At 73.2% G+C, this 26566-nt stretch carries 21 protein-coding genes and 1 pseudogene; 7 read left to right on the top strand and 15 right to left on the bottom strand.

Features of this window, described 5'->3' with window-relative positions; genetic code table 11:
• Window positions 1-6 precede the first annotated feature (6 nt).
• The gene (locus tag MFF04_RS07025; RefSeq protein ID WP_238274715.1) at window positions 7-336 is read right to left on the bottom strand and encodes a hypothetical protein; all 330 of its coding nucleotides are present in this window, start codon (window positions 334-336) and stop codon (window positions 7-9) included.
• Window positions 337-472: 136 nt separating this feature from the next.
• On the opposite strand from MFF04_RS07025, the gene MFF04_RS07020 reads away from it, so the two are divergent.
• A complete protein-coding gene (locus tag MFF04_RS07020; protein WP_238274714.1) occupies window positions 473-1867 on the top strand; it encodes a phosphatase PAP2 family protein in 1395 nt (464 codons plus the stop codon).
• 2 nt (window positions 1868-1869) lie between these two features.
• Here the strand turns inward: MFF04_RS07020 and MFF04_RS07015 are convergent, their stop codons facing one another.
• Window positions 1870-3366 (bottom strand): helicase HerA domain-containing protein, encoded by a 1497-nt coding sequence (locus tag MFF04_RS07015; RefSeq protein WP_238274713.1) that lies wholly within the window; start codon window positions 3364-3366, stop codon window positions 1870-1872.
• A gap of 304 nt (window positions 3367-3670) precedes the next feature.
• Between MFF04_RS07015 and MFF04_RS07010 the strand changes: the two genes are divergently transcribed.
• Complete coding sequence (locus MFF04_RS07010; protein WP_238274712.1) at window positions 3671-4894, top strand: MFS transporter; 1224 nt, start codon at window positions 3671-3673, stop codon at window positions 4892-4894.
• A gap of 17 nt (window positions 4895-4911) precedes the next feature.
• Here MFF04_RS07010 and MFF04_RS07005 read toward each other — a convergent pair whose 3' ends face one another.
• The 3 genes from MFF04_RS07005 to MFF04_RS06995 form a co-directional block, all read right to left on the bottom strand.
• Window positions 4912-5202 carry an MTH1187 family thiamine-binding protein gene (locus tag MFF04_RS07005; RefSeq protein ID WP_238274711.1) on the bottom strand — a complete coding sequence of 97 codons (291 nt, stop codon included), beginning with the start codon at window positions 5200-5202 and terminating at the stop codon, window positions 4912-4914.
• Between the two features lie 175 nt (window positions 5203-5377).
• Complete coding sequence (locus MFF04_RS07000; RefSeq protein WP_238274710.1) at window positions 5378-6733, bottom strand: sigma-54-dependent transcriptional regulator; 1356 nt, start codon at window positions 6731-6733, stop codon at window positions 5378-5380.
• Window positions 6730-8592: a sensor histidine kinase gene (locus MFF04_RS06995; protein ID WP_238274709.1), complete on the bottom strand. Its 1863-nt coding sequence runs from the start codon at window positions 8590-8592 to the stop codon at window positions 6730-6732. Before MFF04_RS06995 ends, MFF04_RS07000 begins: the two co-directional genes overlap by 4 nt.
• A 300-nt stretch (window positions 8593-8892) precedes the next feature.
• Here MFF04_RS06995 and MFF04_RS06990 point away from each other — a divergent pair, with 300 nt between their 5' ends.
• From MFF04_RS06990 to MFF04_RS06980, 3 genes are all read left to right on the top strand, one after another.
• Window positions 8893-10230, top strand: coding sequence for a dicarboxylate/amino acid:cation symporter (locus MFF04_RS06990; protein WP_238274708.1), 1338 nt, complete (start codon window positions 8893-8895; stop codon window positions 10228-10230).
• Between the two features lie 169 nt (window positions 10231-10399).
• Window positions 10400-11158, top strand: a complete 759-nt coding sequence (locus MFF04_RS06985; protein ID WP_238274707.1) for a PIG-L deacetylase family protein — start codon at window positions 10400-10402, stop codon at window positions 11156-11158.
• Window positions 11155-12006: a glycosyltransferase family 2 protein gene (locus MFF04_RS06980; protein WP_238274706.1), complete on the top strand. Its 852-nt coding sequence runs from the start codon at window positions 11155-11157 to the stop codon at window positions 12004-12006. The genes MFF04_RS06985 and MFF04_RS06980 overlap by 4 nt, the downstream gene beginning before the upstream one ends.
• Here MFF04_RS06980 and MFF04_RS06975 read toward each other — a convergent pair.
• The 8 genes and pseudogenes from MFF04_RS06975 to cyoA form a co-directional block, all read right to left on the bottom strand.
• Window positions 12003-13076 (bottom strand): glycosyltransferase, encoded by a 1074-nt coding sequence (locus MFF04_RS06975; protein WP_238274705.1) that lies wholly within the window; start codon window positions 13074-13076, stop codon window positions 12003-12005. The genes MFF04_RS06980 and MFF04_RS06975 overlap by 4 nt on opposite strands.
• Entirely contained in the window at window positions 13073-14143 is a 1071-nt protein-coding gene (locus MFF04_RS06970) for a glycosyltransferase (RefSeq protein WP_238274704.1), read from the bottom strand. Before MFF04_RS06970 ends, MFF04_RS06975 begins: the two co-directional genes overlap by 4 nt.
• 2 nt (window positions 14144-14145) lie before the next feature.
• Window positions 14146-15243 carry a glycosyltransferase gene (locus MFF04_RS06965; protein ID WP_238274703.1) on the bottom strand — a complete coding sequence of 366 codons (1098 nt, stop codon included), beginning with the start codon at window positions 15241-15243 and terminating at the stop codon, window positions 14146-14148.
• Between the two features lie 180 nt (window positions 15244-15423).
• Window positions 15424-16119, bottom strand: coding sequence for an SURF1 family protein (locus tag MFF04_RS06960; protein ID WP_238274702.1), 696 nt, complete (start codon window positions 16117-16119; stop codon window positions 15424-15426).
• Between the two features lie 115 nt (window positions 16120-16234).
• A pseudogene (cyoD, locus tag MFF04_RS06955) lies at window positions 16235-16621 on the bottom strand (cytochrome o ubiquinol oxidase subunit IV); the annotation flags it as partial.
• Window positions 16618-17232 (bottom strand): cytochrome o ubiquinol oxidase subunit III, encoded by a 615-nt coding sequence (gene cyoC / locus MFF04_RS06950; protein WP_373319980.1) that lies wholly within the window; start codon window positions 17230-17232, stop codon window positions 16618-16620. The pseudogene cyoD and the gene cyoC, both read right to left, overlap by 4 nt.
• Before the next feature lie 19 nt (window positions 17233-17251).
• Window positions 17252-19255, bottom strand: a complete 2004-nt coding sequence (gene cyoB, locus MFF04_RS06945) for a cytochrome o ubiquinol oxidase subunit I (RefSeq protein WP_238274699.1) — start codon at window positions 19253-19255, stop codon at window positions 17252-17254.
• A 57-nt stretch (window positions 19256-19312) separates the two neighbouring features.
• Entirely contained in the window at window positions 19313-20482 is a 1170-nt protein-coding gene (gene cyoA, locus MFF04_RS06940) for a ubiquinol oxidase subunit II (protein ID WP_238274698.1), read from the bottom strand.
• Window positions 20483-20812: 330 nt separating this feature from the next.
• Here cyoA and MFF04_RS06935 point away from each other — a divergent pair, with 330 nt between their 5' ends.
• Window positions 20813-22147 carry an MFS transporter gene (locus MFF04_RS06935; RefSeq protein ID WP_238274697.1) on the top strand — a complete coding sequence of 445 codons (1335 nt, stop codon included), beginning with the start codon at window positions 20813-20815 and terminating at the stop codon, window positions 22145-22147.
• 26 nt (window positions 22148-22173) lie between these two features.
• Here MFF04_RS06935 and MFF04_RS06930 read toward each other — a convergent pair whose 3' ends face one another.
• Window positions 22174-22746 (bottom strand): polysaccharide biosynthesis/export family protein, encoded by a 573-nt coding sequence (locus MFF04_RS06930; protein ID WP_238274696.1) that lies wholly within the window; start codon window positions 22744-22746, stop codon window positions 22174-22176.
• Between the two features lie 178 nt (window positions 22747-22924).
• Between MFF04_RS06930 and MFF04_RS06925 the strand changes: the two genes are divergently transcribed.
• The gene (locus MFF04_RS06925) at window positions 22925-25246 is read left to right on the top strand and encodes an exopolysaccharide transport family protein (protein ID WP_238274695.1); all 2322 of its coding nucleotides are present in this window, start codon (window positions 22925-22927) and stop codon (window positions 25244-25246) included.
• Here MFF04_RS06925 and MFF04_RS06920 read toward each other — a convergent pair.
• Window positions 25227-26423 (bottom strand): GNAT family N-acetyltransferase, encoded by a 1197-nt coding sequence (locus MFF04_RS06920; RefSeq protein WP_238274694.1) that lies wholly within the window; start codon window positions 26421-26423, stop codon window positions 25227-25229. The two genes, MFF04_RS06925 and MFF04_RS06920, sit on opposite strands and share 20 nt — an antisense overlap.
• Window positions 26424-26566 lie beyond the last annotated feature (143 nt).

Below are 26566 nucleotides of genomic sequence, written 5' to 3'. Positions count from 1 at the left end.
AACCGGTCAGGCGATCCTCGGACCGCCCCGCTCCAGGATTTCCAGGGCGCGCAGCACCGCCATCCCCGCGGCCCCGGCATCGGTCTCGCCCTCCGGCGTCACCGGATGGACGGAGACGGCCTCCACCGAATCGCCGGAGAGCGGACCGATCACCACCCGCAGCACCGGTCCCTCGGGGCCGGCCTCGTCCCTGACGAGCCCGACGAGGTGCCCCGCCGCCTCGCCGAACACCTGCAGGGGCCGGAAGGACGACGCCCGCTCCGGTCCCGCGGCGGGTGCCGCGGGACCGGGCGGTCGCTTCGTCCCGAAGACCGGGCGGATGACGTTGTCCGACATGACGCGAAGACTAGCCCCGCGAGGCCGCCGCGGTCGAGTCGGGAGGCCGCCGCGATGGTCGTCCTGGGGCCGGCGGCGGACTTGACAGGCGCGGCCCGAGCCCGTTGCTGAGGCGCCCGGCCCGGAGAGCCTTTCCATGCGCAGTCTCGCAACGCTCGGATTCGCCGCGGTCCTCGGGCTCTCGCCCGTCGCGGCCGCGGCGCAGTCGGCGCCGAATCTCGCGGCGCTGCGCGGGCTCTCGCCCATCGCGCGCCTCGCGGAGACGGCGGAGGGGAGGGCGGCGCTCGACGCCAACCTCGCCGTGACCGGCGGCATCCAGGCCGGCACGCTCGCCCAGCCGCTGCTGCTGCCGCTGCCCGAGCAGCGGGCGCTCGCGCTCAAGGACTGCTTCATCACCGACGGCAACGCGACCCAGCTCGCCGACGGCCTCGGCACGCGCCTCGCCGAGGCCTACCAGGCGAAGGCTCGCTACACCGAGCCCAAGAGCTTCACGAGCCTGTCCCCGGCGCTCGCCGATCTCATCGGCTACACAAACGACGTCGCCAAGTCGGACTCGAACGCCGGCAAGTACTTCTTCGCCAACGCCACCACCAACGGCAAGGTGCCGGTCTCGGCCGAGGCCGCCGCGCTCCTCGCCGTGGGCGTCACGGACCCGTTCGGCCGCGCCTACGGCCGCCCCGCCGGAACGCCGGGCAGCGACGCCTACGGCAACGCCCGGCCCTTCCAGACCCTGGCCTCGCTCGCCGCCTGGCGGGGCGAGGACTATTTCGGGCGCCCCTCGCACAGCCTCGACTGGCTGCGGGGGCCCGGCCAGAACCTCGTCGACAGCCCCTCGTACCCCAGCGGCCACACCACCTACGGCACCACCGAGGCGGTGCTGCTCGCGCTGCTCGTGCCCGAGCGCTACGGGCAGATGGTGGCTCGGGCGGCCGAGTACGGCAACGACCGCGTCCTCGTCGGCGCGCACTACGCCATGGACGTGATCGGCGGCCGGGCGGTGGCGCTGCACGCGCTGGCGCATCTGCTCGCCAACGACCCCGCCTATGTCGGGCCGACCCGCTCCAACCCGGCGGTCCACAACGAGACCACGCAGGGCCAGGGCGCGGAGAAGCACGTCACCATCGACGACTACCCGGCGGCCCTGCGCGCTGCCCGCGACGAGCTGCGCGCGGCGCTCGCGGAATCCTGCGGCGGCACCATCGCCGAATGCGCCGCCAGCGACACCGGCCGCTTCCGGGATGCGGGTGCCAACGCGGCGTTCGTCGCCGCGACGCAGACCTACGGCCTGCCCGTGGTGCATCCCGACCGCGCGGCGGAGCGGCCAGATGTCGGCCGCGCCGCGCCGGAGGCCGGATATCTGCTCACCATGGCGTTTCCTGCCCTGAGCCTCGCGGAGGCCAACGCCATCCTCACCGAGACGCTCGGCCCCGGCGGCGGCTTCCTCGACGACGGCTCCGCCTTCGGGATCTATTCGCGCCTCGACCTCTCCGCCGCCGCGGGCAAGGCGGCCGCGATGGCGGCAGGGCGTTAGTCCTACGAGCGTAGCCGACGGCGGGCGGGCACCGCGCTCGGGTCCGGCTCGCCGGGGGCGGTCTCGGCGCCGAGCGCCGGCACCGCGAGGATCGGCGCCCCGCGCAGGTCCCGCCGGATCACCACGGCCCCGCGCTCCTCCAGGTAGGCGAGCACCCGCCGGGCGCGTCCGGCCGAGCTGGTGCCGTAGGCCGCCGCCAGCACCGCGTCGCTGGGGCAGGGAGCGCCGGCGAGCGCCGCGCGGGCGACGAGCAGGAACAGCCCGGCGAGATCGTCGGGCAGCGCCTCCGCCATGGCCTGCGCCCGTTCCCAGTCCGGCCCCTCGGCCTCGCCCCCGGCGAGCCCGGCACGCGCCAGCGCCAACCGGCGGCGGAACTCAGGCAGGCTCATGGCCTCGCCCCGGACCTGCCGGGCCCGGCAGCGCACGGTGAAGTCCTGGTAGAGGGTCGCCGGGGTGCAGGTGGCGGCATCCGCGTCCGCGAGCACGGCCTCTAGGATATCGGCCATCGCCGCCTCACGCTCCGCCGGGTCCAGGGGCTCGGGCTCCGGCAGATCCTCGCGGACCGGCGGGCGGTAGCTCGCGAGCTGCACCAGCACGTCGCCCGCCGGCGCCCGCGGCTTCGGGCGGGGCGCAAGCGGCCGCAGCGGCGCCTCGGCGGGGGCGGCGAGCACCAGGGCGCGGATGTCGGCGCTCGGCTCCGGCAAGGGCATCAGGCCCGGCCCGGCGCCGCGGCTCACCGTCTCTGTGGGGCCGACGGCGATGGTCAACGGCCGGCGCGACAGGGCGGGCCCGAGCCCGACGAAGCGGCCGCGGGGCAGGTCGCGAAAGGTCTCGGCCTGGCGCCGCTCCATGCCGAGAAGATCGGCGGCCCGGGCCATGTCGATGTCGAGGAAGGTGCGGCCCATCAGGAAGTTCGAGGCCTCCGCCGCGACGTTCTTGGCGAGCTTGGCGAGGCGCTGCGTGGCGATGATACCGGCGAGCCCGCGCTTGCGGCCCCGGCACATCAGGTTGGTCATGGCGCCGAGCGACAGCCTGCGGGCCTCGTCGGAGACCTCGCCCGCCGCGGCCGGCGCGAAGAGCTGCGCCTCGTCGACGACGACGAGCACCGGGTACCAGTGCTCGCGCTCGGCATCGAACAGCCCGCCGAGGAAGGCGGCCGCCGCCCGCATCTGCCCCTCGGGGTCGAGCCCTTCGAGGGAGAGCACCGCCGAGACCCGGTGCTCACGCACCCGCGCGGCGATGGCCTGAAGGGCGGCATCATCCCCATCCGCCTCGACGACCACGTGCCCGTAGCGGTCGGAGAGGGAGACGAAATCGCCTTCGGGATCGATCACCACCTGCTGCACGAGGCCGGCGCTCTGCTCGAGCAGGCGACGCAGCAGGTGCGACTTGCCGGAACCGGAATTGCCCTGGACGAGGAGGCGCGTGGCCAGCAGCTCCACGAGGTCGAGCCCGGCCGCCGCCTCACCCGCCCGCCCGAGATCGATCTCGTAACCCATCCGCTCGGACCCTCCAGGCCGGGGGTCTAACACGGGCGGGCGCCGGCCCGTTCACTCTGGCGGCCGCCCGTCCACAGGACGCGGGCCGGCCTCGGACGCCTCGCGCGCGTCTGCGATGCGCAAGCCGCGGTTCACGGCACCCGCCCGGCGTCCTATCTCGACGGTCCGCTCCTTGCTGCGGCGCAGCAAGACCGATTCCCGCGTGGCGCTCCTGCGCCCGACCATCGAGCCCGGAGCGTCCGATGCCCGAGACCCGCGAAGCCCGACCCGCCCTCGCGCCCGACCGCTTGGGGAGGGCCGGCCGATGAGCGGCGCCTGCCTGCGCGAGGACGCGCTCGCGGATGGCGGCGTCCCGGCCGCGCCCGCCGCCGCCCACCATCCGGCGCTGGTGCTGCTGGCTCTCGCCATGGGCGGCTTCTCCATCGGCACCACCGAGTTCGCGGCGATGAGCCTGCTGCCGGGCTTCTCCCGCGACCTCGGCCTCGACGCGCCGACCGCCGGGCACGTGATCAGCGCCTACGCGCTCGGCGTCGTGGTCGGCGCGCCCGTCATCGCGGTGCTGGGCGCGCGGCTCGCCCGGCGCACGCTGCTCATCGGGCTGATGGTGCTGTTCGCACTCGGCAACGGCCTCACCGCGCTGGCGCCGGACTACCCTTCGATGCTCGCCTTCCGCTTCCTGGCGGGGCTGCCGCACGGGGCCTATTTCGGGGTCGCCGCGCTGGTGGCCGCCTCCCTCGTCCCCCGCGAGCGACGGACGCAGGCGGTCTCGCGGGTGATCGCGGGGCTCACCGTCGCCACCGTCGTCGGCGTGCCGCTGGCCAACGCCGTCGGGCAGCTTGTCGGCTGGCGCTGGAGCTTCGCCCTGGTGGCAGGGCTCGCGACGCTCACCGCCGTCCTGGTGCGGCTGTTCGCGCCCCTCGGCGCCCCGGCGGTCGGCGCCAGCGCCCTGCGGGAGCTCGGCGCGCTCGCCCGCGGCCAGGTCTGGCTGACCCTCGCCATCGGCGCGATCGGCTTCGGCGGTCTGTTCTCCGTCTACACCTACCTCGCCTCGACCATGACCGAGGTCACGCACGCCTCGCCCGCCACGGTGCCCCTGATCCTCGCCGTGTTCGGCCTCGGGCTGACGGCGGGCAACCTCGTCTGCGCCTGGGCGGCGGACCGGGCCCTGATGCCGGCCGCCGGCCTCACCCTGGTCTGGACGGCGATCGCGCTGGCGCTCTATCCGTCCGCAACGGCGAGCCTGTGGACGCTGGCGCCGGTCGTGTTCCTGATCGGCTGCGGGGGCGGGCTCGCGACGATCCTCCAGACGCGGCTGATGGACGTCGCCGAGGACGCGCAGACGCTGGCGGCCGCGCTCAACCACTCCGCCTTCAACTTCGCCAACGCGCTGGGCCCCTGGCTCGCGGGCCTCGCGCTCGCCGCCGGCTACGGCCTGCCCGCCACGGGCTGGGTCGGCGTCGCCCTGGCGCTCGCCGGGCTCGCGATCTGGGGGGTGTCGCTGCTCGCCGACCGCCGGGCGCGGGGCTGAGAGCCGCGCTGGGCGGCCTACGACACCGCGCCGAGCTTCTGCTCCAGGGTCTGGTCCTTGTCGCGGCGGGAGCCGAAGGTCATCGTGTAGAAGACCCGCGCGACGCCGGCCTCCGCCAGCCGCGCCTCGCACCGCTCGATCAGGGCGCAGATCTCCGACAGCTCGCCCTCGATGTTGGTGCCGTTGGCGTGCATCTCGGCCTTGAGCGGGCTCGCCTCGATCACCGCCTTGATCTCGCGCACGTAGCGGGAGACGGACGGGCCGTCCGTGCCCATGGGCACGATGCACAGGTCGGCCAGCACCTTCATTCCGCTCTCCTCGATCTCGGATCGAACGTATCATATCAGCGTGCCTTTGCTTCGATGCCATCGAAGCAAAGGCGTTCCGCCCACGAGGGCGGGCGCCCATCCGGGCTTGCCTTGCGCCCTCGAACGAGCCCGTTCGAGGGCGCCAAGGTCTCATGCGCGGCGGGAGGGAACGCCCTCAGCGATAGTCGGCGGGGTCGAGCCCGTGGCGGGTCAGCTTGTCGTAGAGGGTCTTGCGGGGGGTGCCCAGCGCCTCCGCCGCGGCGCGCACGTCGCCGCCGGCGGCGATCAGCTCGTCGCGGATCAGGCCGCGCTCGAACCGGTCGACCTGCTCGGCGAGGCTGGCGGGCGCGGCCCGCGCCGCGGCGGAGGCCTCCTGCGGACCGAAGCCGAGGGCGCAGCGCTCGGCGAAGTGGCCGAGCTCGCGCACGTTGCCGGGCCAGGCATGGCGGGCGAGGTGGTCGCGGATCGCCTCCGTCACCGGCGGCGGCTCCCGGTTGAAGCGGGCGGCGGCCTTGCCGAGGAAGTGCTGGAACAGGAAGCCGATATCCTCCCGCCGGTCGCGCAGGGGCGGGATCGCCACGGTGACGACGTTGAGCCGGTGGTAGAGGTCGTCGCGGAATCCGCCCTCGGCCACCGTGAGGCCGAGATCGACCTTGGTGGCGGCCACCACCCGCATGTCGACGGCGCGGGTCTCGTTGCTGCCGAGCGGCTCCACCGCCCGCTCCTGGAGCACCCGCAGCAGCTTCACCTGGAGGCCGAGGGGCATGCTCTCGATCTCGTCGAGGAACAGCGTCCCGCCCTGCGCGTGCTCGATGCGTCCGACCCGCCGCTTGAGGGCGCCGGTGAAGGCGCCGGCCTCGTGGCCGAACAGCTCGCTCTCGGCCATGCTGTCGGGCAGCGCGCCGCAGTTCATCGCCACGAAGTTGCGCGCCGCGCGCCGGCTCCAGCGGTGGAGGGCGGCCGCCACCACCTCCTTGCCCGCCCCGGTCTCGCCCTGGATCAGCACGTCGACATCCGCGCTGGCGAGGTCGCGCACCAGGCGGCGCAGAGCCACGATCTCCGGGGAGAGGCCGAGGAAGGCCGGGTCCTCGTCCAGCGCCGCGTCGAGGTCGGCGCGCAAGCGGCGGTTCTCGAGGACGAGCCGTCGGCGCTCCAGCGCCCGGCGCACGGAGGCGAGCAGCGCCTCGGCGGGGTAGGGCTTGGCGAGGAAGTCGCAGGCGCCCTCGCGCATGGCGCCAACCGCCATGCGGATGTCGCCGTGGCCGGTGATGAGGATCACCGGCAGGTCGGGGTCGAGGGCGCGCAGGCGCTCGAACAGGGCGCGCCCGTCCATGCCGGGCAGGCGTACGTCGCTGACGACGAGGCCCGGCGGGTCGGCGAGGATCGCGGCCAGCGCCGGCTCCGCGGCGGCGAAGGTCTCGACCTGGAAGCCGTCGAGCTCCAGGCTCTGGCGATTGGCCCGGCGCACGTCCTCCTCGTCGTCGACGAAGACGACCCGCTCGGGCCCCGCCGCCGGTTCGCCGCCGCTCATGCCGCCTCCGTCGCCGCCGGCTCGGGCCCCGCAGGAAGGTCGGCGCGGGCGAGCTCCATCCGGAACACGCTGCCGCCGCCCTCGGCCGCCCGCACGCTCAGGGAGCCGCCGCACTCCTCCACGATGCCGCGGGCGATGGCGAGGCCGAGGCCGAGCCCGTCGGACTTCGTCGTGAAGAACGGGTCGAAGATCTGCGCCCGGACCGCCTCGGGGATGCCGGGGCCGTTGTCGCGGACCTCGACGGCGACGCGCTGGGGCGCATCCGCCTCGACCTCGACCTCGACGCGGGCGCCCGATCGGCCCTCGACGGCGTCGAGGGCGTTCTGGAGGAGGTTGACGAGGACCTGCTCCAGGCGCTGGCCCTCGCCGAGCACGGAGAGGTCGGCAGGGGCGCCGGCGACGTCGAGCACCGTGCCCGAGCCGCCGGCGCGGTAGGCGACCATCTCCAGGCTGTTGCGCAGGATCTCGGCGAGCGCCACCGGCTCGCGGCGTCCGGAGGCGCGCCGGGCGAAGCCCTTGAGCTGGCGGGTGAGGGTGCCGATCCGGTCGGTAAGGCGGCCGATGGCCGAGACGTTCTCGGCGGCCTCCTCGGCCCGGCCCCGTCCGACGAGGATTGCGGCGTTGTCGGCGTAGGAGCGGATGGCGGCGAGCGGCTGGTTGATCTCGTGGGCGAGGCTCGCCGCGAACTGGCCCAGCGCCGCGAGCCGGCCGGCCTGGGACAGCTCGCGCCCGAGGCGCTCGCGCTCGGCCTCGGAGCGGCGGCGCTCCTCCATCTCGGCGCGCAGCTGCCGGTTGGCGTCGCTCAGCGCCTGGGTCCGCTCGCGGACCCGCGCCTCCAGCTCCTCCCGGCGGGCGGCGGCCTCGGCGAGCCGGGCCCGCGTCCGCGAGCGGCGCCCGGCCAGCGTCGCGAGCCCCGTGCAGGCGAGCCCCGTGGCCAGCAGCGCGATGATCCCGCCCTGGCGGCGCTCGCGCTCGACCGCGGCCGCGACGGGGGTCAGGGTGGAGAGCCGCCAGTCGGTGCCCGGCACCGGCGCCTCGCGCAGGAGCATCGCCCGCTCCGGCCCGCCGTCGCGGGCGCGCACGAGGTCGGCGCCCTCGGAGAGGGGGGCGAACGGCATCGCCTCCAGGGGGGCCGCGCCGAACTCGAGGCTCTCGCGGATCCGTGACTGCTCCTCCGCCGGCACAGGGCGCAGGGTGCGGAAGCGCCACTCGGGCGCGCTGGTGACAAGGACGATGCCGCGCGGGTCGGAGACGAAGACCTGCTCGCCGGCCGCCCGCCAGGCCGCTTCGATCCCGTCGAACTCGATCTTGATGACCACGACCCCGCCCCCTCCGGCGAGGCGCCGGGAGAGGTAGAAGCCCGGCCGGCCGCTCACGGTGCCGAGCGCGAACTGGGAGCCCGCGCCCTCGCTCATCGCCTGCCGGAAGTAGGGACGGAACGCGTAGTCGCGGCCGACGAAGGTCCCGTCCTCGCCGGCGTTGCTCGCCGCCACGGTGATGCCGTTCGTGCCGATCACGTAGATCACCGCCGAGCCCGTCGCCCGCGCGATCTGCCGCAGGCGGCCGTCGACCTCCTCGACGAGGCGCGCGGGCGCGCCGGGGGCGAGCATCGCGGCGATCTCCGGATCGGCGGCGAGCGCCAGCGGCAGGGCGCTCTGCGCCTGCATCTCGGCGCGCAGCACCCCCGCCTGGAGGTCGACGGCGCTCTGGGCCGTGCGGCGCAGGTCCGCCAGCGCCCAGCCCTGCGCGAGGTGGCTGCCGGCCAGCGCCGCCAGCACCATCGCCACGAAGCTCCCGATGAGAAGGGCGCCGCGCCGGCTTCCGCCGCCGGCGGGAGGCGCCACCGCATCCGCGCTCATGCGCGCGGGCCCCGTGCGGATTTCCGGAACGGGGCGGGGCCGCGCGTGCGGTCCGCCGCACGACCCTGCCGGGAAGGCCGCGGAGGATGCCGGAAAAACACCTTTCTTGCCAACGAGTTGCCGATCTTTCGCCGGGCCGTGCGATTTGGCACGCGGGTTGCCGAGGGGACCATCGAGCACGGCCGCGCCCTCACCGGGGAACGGCAGCACGACCAAGACCAAGAGAGGACGGCCGAGCGAGCCCGAAGGGCCGCCGCGGCCGAGCCGACACCCGATCGTTCCTCGTCAGGGAGATACGCCATGGCCGCCATACCCTCGCCCCTCACGGTGCCGCACGCGCCGCCGAAGCCCAAGCCTCTCTACCGCACCCTGTACTTCCAGGTCCTTGTCGCGGTGGCGATCGGCATCCTGCTCGGCCACTTCTACCCGCAGCTCGGCGCGGACATGAAGCCGCTCGGCGACGCCTTCATCAAGCTCGTCAAGATGATCATCGCGCCGGTGATCTTCCTCACCGTGGTCTCCGGCATCGCCGGCATGACGAACCTCGAGAAGGTCGGCCGGGTCGGCGCCAAGGCGCTCATCTACTTCCTCACCTTCTCGACGCTGGCGCTCATCGTCGGCCTCATCGTGGCCAACGTGCTCCAGCCGGGCAACGGCCTGCACATCGATCCGAAGTCCCTCGATCCGAAGGCGGTCGCCACCTACGCCGGCAAGGCGAAGGAGCAGTCGATCGTCGACTTCCTGATGAACATCATCCCGGCCACCGCGGTCGGCGCGTTCTCGGGCGGCGAGATCCTGCAGGTGCTGTTCTTCTCGGTGCTGTTCGGCTTCGGCCTCGCCTTCATGGGCGAGCGCGGCAAGCCGGTCCTCGACCTCATCAAGGTCCTGACCGAGGCGATCTTCGGCATCGTCAACATCATCATGAAGGTCGCCCCCATCGGCGCCTTCGGCGCGATGGCCTTCACGATCGGCAAGTACGGGATCAGCTCGCTCGCCAACCTCGCCTACCTCGTCGCCGCCTTCTACCTGACCTCGGCGATCTTCGTGCTCGTCGTGCTCGGTGCCGTCGCCCGCTACAACGGCTTCTCGGTCCTCAAGCTCATCCGCTACATCAAGGAGGAGCTGCTGCTCGTGCTCGGCACGTCGTCCTCGGAGTCGGCGCTGCCCTCGCTCATCGACAAGATGGAGAAGGCCGGCTGCTCGCGCCCCGTGGTGGGCCTCGTCGTGCCGACCGGCTACTCGTTCAACCTCGACGGCACCAACATCTACATGACGATGGCGGCGCTGTTCATCGCCCAGGCCACCGACACCCCGCTCTCGCTCGGCGAGCAGGGGCTGCTGCTCCTCGTCGCCATGCTCTCCTCGAAGGGCGCGGCCGGCGTCACCGGCTCGGGCTTCATCACGCTGGCCGCCACCCTCGCCGTGGTGCCCTCGGTGCCCGTCGTCGGCATGGCGCTGATCCTGGGCATCGACCGCTTCATGTCGGAGTGCCGGGCGCTCACGAACTTCATCGGCAACGCGGTCGCCTGCATCGTCGTCGCCCGCTGGGAGGGCGAGGTCGACGAGGCGCGGCTCAAGGCGGCCCTCGGCGGCGAGCCGCTGCCGGCCCCCGCCCCGGCGCTGCACCCGGCGGAGTGATCCGCGCCGCCTTCCCGCGAGGGCAGGCGTGACGAAGCGAGGCCCCGGCATCCCCCGATGCCGGGGCTTTCGCGTTCACGGACCTCGCGCGGACCTCGCGGAAGCGGGCGCGGCGGGCTATGGCTCGGGCCGCGAGCCGGGCCTTCCGCGCCGGCCGGAGAGTGAGCCCGTGCGCGCCGACGAATTCCTCGCCGCCCTCGCCGACCTGCCCGTCGCGGGCCTCGACGCGCTCGCCGGGCAGGGCGGCCTCGTCGTCGTCGCCCCCCACCCGGACGACGAGAGCCTCGGCTGCGGCGGCCTGATGGTGCAGGCCCTTCGCGCCGGCCGCGCCGTGCGCGTCGTCATCCTCAGCGACGGCTGCGGCTCGCACCCGAACTCGCAGGCGTACCCGGCCGAGCGCCTGCGGGCGCAGCGGGAGGCCGAGACCCTGAGGGCCGTGGCCGAGCTCGGGCTCGATCCCGCCTGCGTCACCTTCCTGCGCCTGCCCGACGGCGCGGTGCCCCACGAGGGCGCCCCCGCCCAGGCCGTCGCGGAGCGCATCGCCGGGATCGCCGAAGCCTGCGGGGCCGGCGCCGTGCTCACCACCTGGGGCGGCGATCCGCATTGCGACCACAAGGGCGCCGCCGCGATCGTCGCGCTCGCCCGCCCGCTCCTGAAGGATGCCCGGACCTTCGCCTACCCGATCTGGGGCTGGGTGCTTCCGCCGGAGACCGAGGTCGGGCTGGCCCCGAGCGGCATCCGTCTCGACGTGCGGGGAGAGCGCGCCGCGAAGCGCCGGGCCGTCTACGCCCACACCTCGCAGACCACGGGCCTCATCGACGACCCGCCGGGCTTCCGCCTGGAGGAGGCGATCATCGATCGCCTCTGCGGCCCCTACGAGTGGTACGTCGAGACGAACGCCGAGACGGACGCGGGGACCCGTCCGTGAGCGGGGTCAGCGTCCTCACCCTGAACAAGGGCCGGCGCCCGCATCTCGACAACCTGCTCGCCGGCCTCGCCCGCGGCGCGCCCCCGGACGAGTGCGTCGTGGTCGAGATGGGCGGCGACGAGAGCCCGCTGCCCGCGCTGCCCTTCCCGGTGCGCCGGGTGATGCTCCCGGCCGAGGGGCTGGCGCTCGCGGGCGCTCGCAACGCCGCCCGCCGCGCCGCCACCGGCGAAACGCTGATCTTCCTCGACGTCGACTGCATCCCCTCCCGCACCCTGGTGACGGGCCTCGCCGAGGCGGCACGGGCCCGCGACGGGCTGATCTGCTGCGAGATCCTCTACCTGCCGGCCGGCGCCGCCGAGGGCGCCTGGACGGAGGCCGGGCTCGAAGCCCTCGGCCAGACGCACCCGGTCCGCAGCTTCCCGGCGGAGGGGCTCGCCGAGATCGACAATGCCGGCCTGTTCTGGTCGCTCGCCTTCGCGGTGCGCGCGGCGAGCTTCGACCGGATCGGCGGCTTCGACGAGGATTTCTCCGGCTACGGCGGAGAGGACACCGACCTCGCCTTCCGGGCAGCGGCGGCCGGCCTGCCGCTCCTGTTCGCGGGGGGGATGCGGGCCTTCCACCAGCACCACGCCTCCTGCGATCCGCCGCTCCAGCACTTCTCCGACATCGTGCGCAACAGCCGCCGCTTCCACGCCCGGCACGGCTTCTGGCCGATGTCCGGCTGGCTCGACGCCTTCGCCGGCCTCGGCCTGATCGCGCCGGACCGGGCGCGGGACCTCACCGTCCTGCGGGCGCCGACGCCCGAGGAGATCGCCGCGGCGCGGCTGGCGCCGGAGCGGGTGTTCTAGCCCCGCGCCTCCAGTCGCGCGGCGGCCGCCTCGATGGCGGCGGCGGTGCGGGGGATCGCGTCCGGGTCGGCGAGCCGGGCGAGGGGGGTCGGGTCGAGGGCGAGCGCGCGGGAGACGAGGTCCGGCCAGGCGTCCGGCGCCGGCCAGCCGTCATGCCGACCCTCATGGACGACGGCGGCGCCGAGGCGGGCCAGCGCCTCGGCTTTCAGGGCCTGCTCGCCGAAGGCGCGGGGCTCGGGCAGGCAGAGGAAGCGCTTGGCCGCCCCCGCCACCGCCGCGAGCGTGCCGTCGCCGCAGGCGCCGACCACGAGGGAGGCGGGGGCGAGCCGGACGAGCACGTCGGCGACGAACCCGTGCAGGTGGAGATTGTCCGGCACCGGACCCTCTCCCTCGACGGTGCCGAGCACGTGCCAGGCCCGCTCCGGCACGGCGCGGGCGGCAGCGGCGAGGTCTGCGAGGGGGCGGGGCGCCCCGCCGCTGCCGAGCAGCACGACGATGCGCCCGTCCTCCGGCGCGGCGGACGGGGCGGCGCGCGCGGCAAGGAGCCCGGCATAGACGGTCTTGGCGCGGACCCAGTCCGGCGTCGCCGGGTCCTCCAGCGCCTCGGGGAAGGGCGCGATCAGGCCGCTCGCGGCGCGGAACGCCTCGAGATGGGGCGGATCGTCCCGGCGGCCGGCGAGCCGCACCACCAGGGTCGGGAGCGAGAGGAGACGGGCGAAGAGCGCCACCTCCACGGACACGTCGACCACGAGGAGCGCCGGGTTCGTCCGCGCCGCCCACGCCGCGATGCGGGCCGTGCGGGCGCGCAGGCCCGGATGGTTCAGGGGCGCGTAGTGCAGGGCGAGCGGCCGCTCCGCCTCGCCGTCGACGCCCCCGAAACCGGGATCGCCATGCCCGATCGGCCGGTCGTCCGGCAGGTCGAGGACGAGATCGGCCGGGTGGCCGGGATCGCGGCCGTGAAAGGTGCCGATCAGGGTGCAGGGCCGCGACAGCGAAGCCGCGACGCGCCGGGCGCGGTCGAGATGGCCGGCGCCCTGATGATGGACGTACCAGCCGATGCCGCCCCTCACGCGGCCCGCTCCGGCGCGGCCAGCATCGCGTCGAGGCCGGCCAGCGCCTCCTCCAGGGGCACGAAGGCCGGCGGGGCGGAACGGGCCTCGACGAGCCGGTTCGCCCGCTCGACGAAGGCGATGTCGTTGGGGCAGGTCTCGAGCCGCAGCGCGGCGATCTCCTCGGGGCCGAGGCCCAGCGCCGCGAGCCCGCGTGTCAGGCCCTCACCGCCCTCCCGCCAGAGCCGGCGCAGACCGGCGCGGCGGCGGACGAGGGCGAGCCAGTGGGCGGGCTCGGGCAGGGCGTAGGTCTCGGCACCGGCGACGACCGCGGACCGCCGGGCCATCTCGCGAGCCATCCCGCCTTCGGCGCGGCCGAGCGCCCGGTCGGAGGCCAGCACCTGGACGGCGGGACAGTGGCGCAGCCGGCCGCCGGCCTCGACGACCCGCGCGACGAGGGCGTTGTCCTCGCCGCCCGGCAGCGGCGGCAGGCCGCCCACCGCCCGGTAGGTCGAGGCGCGCAGGCTCAGGCTCGCGCCGGTATGGCTGCCGTGGCGGGGCGCCGGGTCGTGGGCTTGCGGATCGTACAGCTCCTCGAGCCCGCGCACGCACGACCAGTAGCGCTCGATCGCGGCGTCGAGGCGGTCCTGCGCCGCCGGCCGCCCGGCGTCCGGATCGATCATCAGCCGGCCGCCGACGATCTCGGCGTGTTCGAGGGCGGCGCGGTTGGCGGCGACCCAGCCCGGTGGCACCCGCGCGTCGGCATCGGTGGTGAGCAGGATTCCGTCGCCGCCGAACGCCTCGGCGAGCCCCGCGCCGGCATCGAGAGCGGCCCGGCGGGCGGTGCCGACATGGGCCTCGCTCGGGCCGTATTCGGCCTCGACGAGGCGGATGTCGAGGGCGGGCAGGGCGAGCGCGCGCACCGCGTCGGCGGTGCCGTCGCGGCAATTGTTGGCGAGCACCACGACCGGCAGCGGCGCCCCGGCGTCGAAGCCGTCTTGGAGGGCGAGCGAGCGCAGCAGGCGCGGCAGGCGCTCGGCCTCGTCGCGGGCCGGCACGCAGACGACGGCCGGCAGGGGCCCAGGCATCGCTAGCTCCCGGCGAGACCGGCGACGCGGCCGAGGCGCGGCGGCACCGGCACGGGGGCGGAGAGCATCTCCGTGTAGAGCGCCTCGTAGCGGTCGGTCATGGCCTCGGCGTCGAACAGGGTCTGCGCTCGATGGCGGCAGGCGCGGCGGTCGAGGCCGACGGCCTCGGTCAGAGCGCGGGCGAGGTCGTCCACGTCATCGGCCGCCGCAAGGCGTCCGCAGGCGTCGTTGAGGATGTCCGGCAGCGCGCCCCGGCGGAAGCCCGCCACCGGCGTGCCGCAGGCGAGCGCCTCGGCGACGACGAGCCCGAACGGCTCCTCCCAGCGCGGCGTCACCAGGGCGGCGCGGGCCGAGCGCAGGCGCCGGGCAAGCTCCGGCTGGGCGAGGTGCCCGAGATAGGTGACGCCGGGGCCGAGGCGGGGGGCGATCTCCCGCTCCCAGTAGGCGGCGTTGTGGCGCGGCCCCGCGAAGGCGATCGGCAGCCCGGCGCGGCGCGCCGCATCGATGGCGAGGTGCGGTCCCTTCTCCGGGACGATGCGCCCGCTCCAGAAGGCGTCGATCTCCGGCTCTCCGCTCGTGCGGGCGGCGAAGGCGGAGAGATCGATGCCGTTGCTGACGATGTGGGGGCCGTCGATGATGCCCCGCCACTGGCGCGTGAGCGCCCGCGAGACGGCGGCGTAGACCATGTCGGGACGGGCCGCGTTCACACCCTCGACCAGGGAGTCGAAGGGCGGGGTGTGCAGCACCGTGATGACCGGGGCAGGCACCCGGCCGCTGCGGGCGAGGGGCAGGGCATGGAGGCTGTTGTTGTGGACGACGTCGAAGCCGCCGCGCTCGACCGCGTCCATAATCCGCTCGTAGGCCGCCTGCTCGTTGGGCTCGATGGCCGCGTCCCTGACGGGGTCGCCGCAGAAGTCGCCCGTCGGCGGGCAGACCTCGACGGGCCGCAGCCGCGCATCGGTGCCCTCCGCCGCGAACAGCGTCACGTCGTGGCCCCTGGCCTGGAGCGTTCGGGTGAGGAGGTGGGTGTGCATCTCGAGCCCGCCGGCGAAGGGCTCGCCGAGGGCGTATTTGAGGTGTCCGATGAGTGCGATCTTCACGGATGCGTTTCCGAGGCGAGACCTCCGCGGGCCTGCCATGCCGAGTGCGTTCTAAATTCAGCTTTCGTTCCACAACGAAGGCTGAACGAATCTGCGTTCGGCCCACGTCGCGGATCGGGAAACTCCGGGACGGCCACAGGTATCCGCGCCTCACCGATATCCACAGCCGGCGATCGAAGCTCAGGCGCGCCCCGCCGGGCGCCGCCAGCCCAGCAGGACCCAGGTCCAGACGGCGGCGAGCATTCCGGCGAGGGCGAACCAGGTCAGCGCGTAGACGAGGTGGCTGTTGGGAAAGCGCACCACGGTGAGCCCGCCGACGGGCTCGTCCGCCCGCGCGCCGGGCCGCGCATCGGCGTCGACGAAGTAGGGGGCGAGGTCGGAGAGGCGCCGCGCCGCGCCGATGGCGGCGACGTCGCGAGAGTACCAGCGGCCGGCGGCCGGATCGTTCGCGCGCAGGAAGGCGCCGCCGGGCTCGCTCACCCGCAGCAGGCCGGTGACCCGGGTCTCGCCGGGTTCGGGCGGGGCAGGGGTGCGGCCGGCGGCGGCGAAGCCGCGGTTGACGAGCACGGTGCCGATGTCGGTCCGCAGCGGGGTCATCACCCAGAAGCCGCCGCCGAGCTCCGTCACCGCCTGGACCAGGGTGTCGCGCCCGTCGAGATAGGTGCCGGTGAGGACGACGCGGCGGTAGGCGTCGCGCTCGGCCGTCACGGAGGGCCATTCCGCCGGGCCGGGCGGCGGTGCCGGGTCGGCGTGGATGCGGGCCTCGACGCGCTCGATAAGGTCGAGCTTCCAGGCCCGGCGCTCCACCTGCCAGACCCCGAGCCCGGCGAGCCCGGCGACGCAGGCGAGCACCACGAGCGTGGCGAGGACGCGCACGGCGCGGCGGGGCGCCGCGCCGAGGCTGGTGTCAGTGGGCGTGGTGATGGCCGCTCGGCGGCGCGATGGCCGGGACGCCCCGCGCGTTGTCCGGCGCTGCGCCGCTCGCGGCGGGCGCCGCATGGTCCATGTGCGGCATCATGTTGGTGTTGAGGTGGTGCATCACCCACAGCGAGCCGGCGAGCGTGATGATCACCAGCGTCAGGGTGAAGACCAGCGCCAGGAACGTCCATCCGTTCTCGGACTTCGTGTTCATGTGCAGGAAGTAGATCATGTGGACCACGATCTGCACGACGGCGAAGGCCATGATGACGAGGCCGGTGACCTGAGCGTCGCCGAGCACGTTGCCCATCACCAGCCAGAACGGGATCGCGGTGAGGATCACCGAGAGCACGAAGCCGGTCATGTAGCTGCGGAAGCTGCCGTGGGACTGGCCGCCGGAGTCGTGATCGTGCGCGCCGTGGTGCCCGGCGTGCGAGGCGGCGTGGCCCTCGGCGCTCATTGGAGCACTCCCATCAGGTAGACGAAGGTGAAGACGCCGATCCAGACCACGTCGAGGAAGTGCCAGAACATCGACAGGCACATCAGCCGGCGGCGGTTGTCGGGGACGAGCCCGCGCTGGACCACCTGCACCATCAGCACGACGAGCCAGAGGATGCCGAGGCTCACGTGCAGGCCGTGGGTGCCGACCAGGGTGAAGAAGGCCGACAGGAAGGCGCTGCGCTGCGGGCCGGCGCCCTCGTGGATGAGGTGGTGGAACTCGTAGAGCTCCAGCCCGACGAAGGCGACGCCGAACAGGCCCGTCACCGCCAGCCAGAGCAGGGTCGTGCTCTGGCGGTCCTTCTCCATCGCCAGCATCGCGAAGCCGTAGGTGATGGAGGAGAGGAGCAGCATGCTGGTGTTGAGCGCCACCAGCGGCAGGTCGAACAGGTCCTTGGGAGAGGGGCCCGCCGCGTAGCTGCGGCCGAGCACGCCGTAGGTGGCGAACAGGACCGCGAAGATGAGGCAGTCGCTCATCAGGTAGAGCCAGAAGCCGAGCGCGGTGCTCTGGCCGGTGTGGTCGTGCTCCTCGGCGTGGAAGGCGTCCTCGGCCGCGCCGACCGCCGGGCTCATGGTGTTGGCAGCCATCGGCTCAGACCCGTCCCGCCAGGAGCGCGGTGCGCTCGTCCTCGGCCCGCACCACCGTCTCCGCGGGGATGGTGAAGTCGCGGTGATAGTTGAAGGTATGGGCGATCGTCACGACGAGCATGGCGAGGAAGCTCAGGCCCGCGAGCCACCAGATGTACCAGATCATCCCGAAGGAGAAGACCACGCTGAGCGCGCCCAGGATCACGCCGGTGCCGGTGTTGCTCGGCATGTGGATCGGCCTGAAACCCGTGAGCGGGCGGCTGTAGCCGCGCTTCTTCATGTCCGACCAGGCGTCGTGGTCGCGCACCAGCGGCGTGAAGGCGAAGTTGTACTCGGCGGGCGGCGAGGAGGTCGACCACTCGAGCGTGCGCCCGTTCCACGGGTCGCCCGTGGTGTCGCGCAGCTCCTCCCGGCGCCGGATGCTGACGGCGAGTTGCACGATGAAGGACAGGATACCAAGCAGGATCAGGAAGGCGCCGAAGGCCGCGATCACGAACCAGATCTGGAGGGACGGGTCGTCGAAGCGGTTGAGGCGGCGCGTCACGCCCATCAGGCCGAGCACGTAGAGCGGCGTGAAGGCGAACCAGTAGCCGGTGAGCCAGAACCAGAAGCTCATCTTGCCCCAGAACGGGTCGAGCCTGAAGCCGAAGGCCTTCGGGAACCAGTAGGTGACGCCGGCCATCAGCCCGAAGACCACGCCGCCGATGATGACGTTGTGGAAGTGGGCGATCAGGAACAGCGAGTTGTGAAGCACGAAGTCGGCCGGGGGCACGGCGAGCAGCACGCCGGTCATGCCGCCGACGACGAAGGTGACCATGAAGCCGATCGTCCACAGCATCGGCACCTCGAAGGTGATGCGCCCGCGGAACATCGTGAACAGCCAGTTGAAGATCTTCGCCCCCGTCGGGATCGAGATGATCATCGTCGTGATGCCGAAGAACGAGTTCACGCTGGCCCCCGACCCCATCGTGAAGAAGTGGTGCAGCCAGACGAGGTAGGAGAGGATCGTGATGACGACGGTCGCGTAGACCATTGAGGCGTAGCCGAAGAGCCGCTTGCCCGAGTACGTCGAGACCACCTCCGAGAAGATGCCGAAGGCCGGCAGGATGAGGATGTAGACCTCCGGATGACCCCAAATCCAGATGAGGTTCACGTACATCATCGGGTTGCCGCCGAGGTCGTTCGAGAAGAAGTGCGTGCCGACGTAGCGGTCGAGCGACAGCAGCGCGAGAACGGCCGTGAGGACGGGGAAGGCGGCGACGATGAGGATGTTCGTGCACAGCGCCGTCCAGGTGAAGACGGGCATCTTCATCATGGTCATGCCGGGCGCGCGCATCTTCACGATGGTCGCGATGAGGTTGATGCCTGAGAGCAGCGTGCCGATGCCCGCGATCTGCAGTGCCCAGATGTAGTAGTCGACGCCGACGCCGGGGGAGCCGGCGGGCCCGGAGAGCGGCGGGTAGGCGAGCCAGCCCGTGCGGGCGAACTCGCCCACGAACAGCGAGAGCATCACGGTGACGGCGCCGCTCACCGTCATCCAGAACGAGAAGTTGTTGAGGAACGGGAAGGCCACGTCGCGGGCGCCGATCTGGAGCGGCACGACGTAGTTCATCAGGCCCGTCACGAACGGCATCGCCATGAAGAAGATCATGATCACGCCGTGGGCGGTGAAGATCTGGTCATAGTGGTGGGAGGGCAGGTAGCCCTCACTGCCTCCGAAGGCGATCGCCTGCTGGGCGCGCATCATGATCGCGTCGGCGAAGCCCCGCAGGAGCATCACCAGCGCCAGGATCACGTACATGATGCCGATCTTCTTGTGGTCGACGCTGGTCAGCCAGTCGCGCCACAGCGGCCCCCAGAACCGGAAGTAGGTAATCGCCCCGAGCACCGCGATCCCGCCCAGGGCAACGGCGGCGAAGGTCACGAGCAGGATCGGCTCGTGATAGGGGATCGCCTCAAGCGTGAGGCGCCCGAAGATCAGCTTCTGAAGGTCCGTGTCGGCGAACATGGGGTCGGTCCCGTGACAGGGGCGCCGCGGCTCTCGGACGGCGCGCTCCGGATCAGCTCACTGGTTCAGTTGGGTGGGAGCGGGTCCGCCCTGACCGGCGGGCGGCGCGCCCTCGTTCTCCCGGCCTCCGGCGGCCGGGCCGTGGTCGTGCCCGCCCGAGGAGCCTTTCGGGCTCGATCCCTCGGGCCTTTCCTCGCCGCTGCGGGCCGGCCGTCCGGAGGCCGGCGTCGTGGCCGAGGGCGCCTCGGAGCCCTGAAGCTCGTGGCGGTTGTCGTACTCCAGCCGCTCGCGGTTGGCGTGGCTTTCCTTGCCGGCGCCGCCCTTGGCGTCGATGGCCATCATCTCGTTCATGCACATCTTGCCGGGGATGGCGCACATGTTGAGGATCGCCTGGAACAGCCCCGGCTCGTAGCCGGCGTAGAGGCGCGCCGGCTCCGCCTCGCTCGGCCGCTCGAGCTTCAGGTACTCCTCCCGCGAGAGGGTCGAGCCCTTGGCCTTGGCGTCCGCGACCCACTTGCCGAATTCGTCCGGCGAGAGGCCGAGGAACTTGAAGTTCATCCGCGCGAAGCCGGAGCCGCTGTAGTTCGCCGAGAAGCCCTCGTAGGTGCCCGGCTTGTTGATCACCGCGTGCAGGCGGGTCTGCATGCCCGCCATCGCGTAGACTTGGCCCGCCAGCGCCGGGATGAAGAACGAGTTCATCATCGTCGCGGAGGTGATCTTGAAGTCGATCGGCACGTCGACGGGCGCGGCGAGCTCGTTGACCGTGGCGATGCCTTGCTCGGGGTAGAAGAACAGCCACTTCCAGTCGAGCGCCACCACCTCGACCTGGAGCCGCTTGGTGCCGGCCGGGATCGGCCGCGACGCGTCGAGGCGCGCGATCGGCCGGTAGGGGTCCAGCGTGTGGGTGCTGATCCAGGTGAGCGCGCCGAGCGCGATGATGATGACGAGGGGCGCCGCCCAGATCACCACCTCGAGCTGCGTCGAGTGGTGCCAGTCGGGATCGTAGACGGCCGACTCGTTCGAGCGGCGGTAGCGCCAGGCGAAGAACAGCGTCAGCGCGATCACCGGCACGATGATGAGCAGCATCAGCCCCGTCGAGGCGATGATGAGGTTGCGCTGCTGGAGGGCGACGTCGCCGGAGGGCTGCAGCAGCACCATGTTGCAGCCCCCGAGGAGGCCGAGGAGAGGCAGCAGCGCCAGCAGGCGCAACGACTTGAGGCTCATCATCGATCTGCATGCAGCGCCGGGCGGGCTGCCCGGAAGCGCGAAGGCAGGCGCTCCGTGCGTCCCGGACGGCGCGGTGGCAAGTGCCGGTTTCTTAAGCCAGCCGCGCGCCGGGAGCATAGCCTCGTTTCACAGGGCCCGAAAGCACTGGCAAGACGCAGGACGATAAGGCATTTTGAGCCGGTGCCGGACCCGCCTCGCGCCGGGTTCGACGCCGTGCTGCCTTTTGCCGCAGTGCAACAAGCGCCGCGAACGGGTCTCGGTGGCTCGTGGCCCGCCCCGGTGCCGCCGCCCCCGATCCGCAGCGCGAACCTTCGCCGAGCGAGCCCCGCGATGAGCACAGACCACGCCCTGCCCCACTCGACCGACCTGGAGCGCGACGCGCGCGCCGTCTCGCGCGATCACAAGGTCGATCCGAGCGAGATCGCCATGGGCGTGATCATCGGCCGGACCTCGGAGTTCTTCGACTTCTTCGTGTTCGGCATCGCCTCGGTGCTGGTGTTCCCGAAGGTGTTCTTCCCCTTCGTCGAGCCGCTCACCGGTACGCTCTACGCCTTCGCCCTGTTCTCCCTGGCCTTCGTCGCCCGCCCGATCGGCTCGGCGATCTTCATGGAGATCGACCGGCGCCACGGCCGCGGCGTCAAGCTGACGATCGCCCTGTTCCTGCTCGGGGGCTCGACGGCGGCCGTGAGCTTCCTGCCCGGCTACGCCACGCTCGGCGCGGTCTCGATCTGGCTGCTCGCCGCCTTCCGGTTCTCGCAGGGGCTCGCGCTCGGCGGCGCCTGGGACGGGCTCGCCTCGCTGCTCTCCATGAACGCCCCCGAGAACCGGCGCGGCTGGTACGCGATGATCCCGCAGCTCGGCGCGCCGATCGGCTTCATGCTGGCGAGCGCGCTGTTCTCGTTCTTCCTCGTCAACCTGACGCAGGAGGACTTCTACGATTTCGGCTGGCGCTACCCGTTCTACGTGGCCTTCGCGATCAACGTCGTGGCGCTGTTCGCGCGGCTGCGGCTCGTGGCCACCGACGAGTTCGCCAACCTCCTCAAGACCCGCGAGCTGCAGCCGGTGCCGGTGTTCTCGGTGCTGCGCACCCACACCCGCGACATCCTCATCGGCGCCTTCGTGCCGCTCGGCAGCTACGCCCTGTTCCACCTCGTCACGATCTTCCCGATCTCGTGGATCACCCTGTTCACGCAGCGCTCGGCGGGCGAGTTCCTGATGGTGCAATTCGCCGGCGCCATCATCGCGGCGGGCGCCATGGTCTCCTCGGGGCTGATCGCCGACCAGATCGGCCGGCGCACGATGCTTGCGATATCCGCGGGCCTCGTGGCGCTGTTCGCGCTGGGCAGCACCCTGGCGCCGCTCCTGTTCGGGGACAGCGCCGCCGGCCAGACCATCTACGTCGTGGTCGGGTTCGGCTTGCTCGGCCTCTCCTACGGCCAGACCGCCGGGGCGGTCGCCTCGAACTTCGGCACGCACTACCGCTATACCGGCTCGGCGCTCACCTCGGATCTCGCCTGGCTGATCGGGGCCGGCTTCGCGCCGCTGGTGGCGCTCAGCGTCTCGAGCGAGTTCGGGCTCGCCTGGGTCGGCGTCTACCTGCTCTCGGGCGCGATCTGCACGCTGGCGGCGCTTGGCTACAACAAGCTCGAGAACAGCCGCGCCTGAGCGGCCTCGCCCCATCGGGGGGTGCTTCAGAAGAAGCGCTCCTTGACGACGATCGTGTCGCCCGGCCGCACCGGGTAGGTCATCGGCACGATGCCGTTGACGAAGCCCTGCGGGCCCTGGCGGGTCAGGACGGCGTAGTCCCGGGCCGCCCGCGGGCCGAAGCCCGCCGCGATCGCCACCGCCGTTTCGACGGTCATGCCGCTGACATAGGGGTACTGGCCCGAGGTCGTGACCTCGCCGAGGATGTAGAACGGCCGGTAGGCGTCGACCTCGACCGTGACGTGGGGCTCGCGCACGTAGCCGGCGGCGAGCTTGCCCTCGATGATGCGCGCGGCCTCGCCCGTGCTCTGGCCGCCGATCGCCACCGTGCCGATGAGCGGCATGGCGATGCGGCCGGCGCCGTCGACGGCGTAGATGTTCGAGAGGTTGTCCTGTCCGAACACGATCACGCGCAGGCGGTCGCCCGCCGCGAGGGTGTAGCGCGCGCCGATCGAGCCGGTGCCCGTCGCGTCGAGCTCCGCCGTCCGGTAGTCCGGGCGCAGGCAGCCGCCGAGGGCGAGGCTCGAGGCGAGGGCAAGACAGAGGAGCCGCCGGTTCATCGCACGATCCACCGCGATTATGGGTTGTCCCCCGCTCTAGACCGCCATGGTTAAGAAACCCTCACGTCCCGAAAGGGCGCGTCCGGGTGGTTGTGCGTCTTAACCGTCGAGCAACCTTAACGATGTCTCATCACGCCCGAGGCGGATTCCGTGCCGCCTGCGTGCCGAGACCATCATCATGCCCCGCCTCACGCGCCCCGCGCCCTTCTCCGCCGCCGCGCCCGGCCCTGCCGGGGGCCGTCCGAAGGCCGCCCGCCAGGGCGCGAAGGGCCTCGCGGCGGGCGCCCTCGGGCGGACCCTGCTCCGGTCCTGGGCGCGCATCCTGCTTCCGACGCTCGCCGTGGGCGCCGCGACGCTCGCCGTCGTGCAGGCGCTGCCGCCCCGCTACACCGGCGAGGCGAAGCTGCTTCTGGAGGCCCGCGAGGGCGCCTCCGGCCGCGGCGGCGAGCGCGGCGCGCCCCTCGACGACCAGGCCGTGGCGAGCCAGGCGCAGGTGGCGATGTCCCGCGACCTCGCCCGCGAGGCGGTGCGCCGGCTCAACCTCGTCGGCAACCCGGAGTTCGACGCGAGCGTCGCGGAGCCGGGGCTCCTCGACCGGGCGCTCGCGCTCGCCGGCATCGGCCGCGACCGGCAGGGCCGCTCCGCCGAGGAGCGGGTTCTCGACGCCTATTCCGAGCGGCTTTCCGTGCAGCCCGCCGGGCGCTCGCGGGTGCTGTCGGTGGCCTTCACCTCCCGCGATCCCGAGCTCGCCGCCGCCGGCGCCAACGCTGCGGCCGAGCTCTACCTCGCCTCGCTCCAGGCGACGCGTCTCGATTCCGCGCGCAACGCCACGACCTGGCTCGGCGGCAGCGTCGAGACGCTGCGCAATCGCGCCGCCGAGGCCGAGGCGAAGGCCGAGGCCTACCGGGTCAAGCACGGGCTCGCCGCCGCCGGCGGCGCCGGCCAGCCGCTCACCGGCCAGCAGCTCGCCGACCTCTCGAACCAGCTCGCCCAGGCCCGGACCCAGCGCGCCGACCTGACGGGCCGCGTCAAGGCGATCAAGGAGATGATCAAGGACGGGCGCGCCTTCGAGATCCCGGACGTCGCCGACAACGACCTCATCCGGCGCACGGTGGAGAGCCGCATCGCGCTGCGCGCCCGCCTCGCCCTCGAGTCGCAGACGCTCCTGCCCGCGCACCCGCGCATCAAGGAGCTGACCGCGCAGATCGCCGAGCTCGACGGGCAGATCAAGGCGGCGGCCGAGCGGATCGGGCGCACCCTCGAGAACGACGCCCGCATCGCCGGCGCCCGGGCCGAGAGCCTCCAGGCGGCGGTCGACGGCCAGCGCGACGTCGTCGCCAAGGGCACCGGCAGCGAGGCGCAGCTGCGCGCCCTCGAGCGCGAGGCCAAGGCCCAGCGCGACCAGCTCGAGACCGTCCTCGCCCGCTTGCGCGATGCGGCCATCCGGGACGGGGAGGGCGCTCTGCCGGCGGATGCGCGCCTCGTCTCGCGGGCGGTGGCGCCCCAGCACCCCTCCTTCCCCGACCGGCTGACGACGCTCGCCCTGGCGATGCTCGCCGCCTTCCTGGTCTCGACGGCGCTCGCCCTCGCCGGCCGCCGCCGTCCCGAGCCCGTCGCCCTCCGCACGGAGGAGACCGCCGAGGCGGCCCCGCAGGCCCAGGCCCGGGAGCCCTTCCTGTTCCCCGAGGCCGCGCCCCCGGTCTTCCGCGCCTTCCCCGATCCGGCCGAAGCCGAGGCGGCCCGCATCGCCGCCGAGGCCCCCGCTCCGGTGACGGAGGCCGAGCCCGCCGGCATCGAGACCGCCGCCGCCGAACCCGCTCGCGTGTCCGCGCCGGCGAAGGCCTCCTCGGAGCCCGAGACCGCGCAGGCCGAGGCCGCCGATCCCCTCGCGCTCGCCAGCCTCATCGGCCGCCTGGAGGCCGGTCCCCGCGAGGCGGCGGGCCGCACGGTCCTCGTGGTCGAGCTCACCCCCCGCGATGCGGCGGCCTCCCTCGGCGAGAACCTCGCGCGGACGCTGGCCGAGCGCGGCCCGGCGCTCTGCGTCGACCTCTCGACGCCCGCCCTCGACGGCGACGCGCCGGGGCTCACCGACCTCGTGGCCGGCACCGCCGACTTCGTGGACGCGATCCAGCCGGCCGAGGGCTCGCGGCTGCACCGGATCGGCCGCGGCTTCGTCGAGACCGAGATCCTCGACGAGGAGCCCGAATCCCTGGCGATCTGCCTGGAGGCGATGCCGGAGGCCTACCCCTGGGTCGTCTGCCGCATGGGGGCCCTCGACGAGGCGGTTCTCGAAGCGATCGCCGCCCACATGGACAGCGTGGTGCTCGTCTCCGACGCCCCCGCCGACGACCTGCGCCTCGTCGCCCTCTACGGGGTCGCGGAGGCCGCGGGCGCGGGACAGGTGCTGGTGGCGCGGGGTCCCGGCGCTCCGCGCGCCGCGGCGGCCGAGACCGCGCCCGAGGCGGAGGAGCCGATGCGCCTCAGGCTGTCAGCAGCCTGAGGGCGCCCGTCCCGCGGACGCGCCGCACGAGGCTCACCATCCACGGGCTCGCCTTGATCCGCCGCTTGGCGCGGGTGCGGGCCAGCGAGGCGAGGCCGAAGAGGTGCCCGCGCATCGTCACGGGCACCACCGCGCGCACCATCTCGATGGTCTCGTCGCAGATGCTCGCCTTGTAGCGCGCCTCCCCGACCCCGAGGTCGAAGGCGCGCCGGCCGCGCTCGGCCTGCTCGCGCACGAGGTGGAACAGCAGCAGGTCGCCGGGGCTGTAGCGAGCGACGCTCGCGTCGGCATCGAACGAGGTCATCATGCCGCTGTAGCGGCCGGCATCCACCGCGCCTCCGAAGGTGGCGAGCACCCGCCCGCTCTCGCGGACGACGAGGGCGTGAAGCTCCATGGCGCCCCCCTCCACGGCCTCGGCGAGGAAGCGGCGGACCGCCGGCTTCGCGTAGGGATCGGGCACGCCGAGGCTCGCGAAGCGGGCGCTCTTCTGGGCGTGGAACGCGTCCAGGATCGCGCGGATCCCGGCCTCGCCCGAGGCCCGGCGGTACTCCAGAGGGCCGACCGCCTCGGCGAGGCGCTTCTCCTTGGAGCGCAGCTTCTTGCGGGCGTCGGCGCTGAACACCCGCTTCAGGGTGCTCTCGGGGTCGGGGCCGAGCATGAGGCCGTAGGCGTCGCTCGCCGCGCGCTCGCCGCACTGGGCCAGGGGATTGACCGCCCCGTCCCAGGTCACGGGCTGGTGCGAGAGCACGAACACGTCGATGCAAGCCGCCCGACCGGCGCGGATCATCGCCGCCGCGAGATCGTCGGCGGAGACCGCCGCCGCCTCGCGGGAGGCGAAGAGCGGCATGTGGAAGTTCGCGTGGCCGCCGCCGAAGCCCCGGGCGACCGTCACGCAGCCCTCGCGGGCGACGCTGAGGGGCATGAGCAGGCGGGGCTGCCCGCCGGCGTCGCGGATCGCGAGCACCCGAAGGGCGCCGCGATCCGCGCCCGAGCGCGCGAAGGCCTGGACCCAGTCGAGGCGCTGATAGGGCGTGCCGAGCGGCGCCGGACCGCTCTCGACGAGACGCCAGAGCGCCTCCGCGGAGGCGAGATCCGGCAGGATCTCCGCGGTCAGGAGCCGTGCCGCACCCGCCTCGTAGCCGTAAGCCTGGGCCAGCCCTTCCGCCAACGCCGTCATTCCGCGCCCCATGCGCACCACGCGTCCGCGCGATGCCCCTCGGACTCCTTTAGCGCCCGGGCGGGTAAACCGGAGTGGACGGCGGGGAGCGATCCTTCGGCGTAGGTAACGAAGCGTTTCCGGACGGACCGGGGATTTAGAGC

Source organism: Methylobacterium jeotgali, from assembly GCF_022179345.1.
Classification (GTDB): Bacteria; Pseudomonadota; Alphaproteobacteria; order Rhizobiales; family Beijerinckiaceae; genus Methylobacterium; species Methylobacterium jeotgali.
Note: the sequence above shows the minus strand (reverse complement) of the source record. Positions and strands in the feature narration are given on the sequence as shown.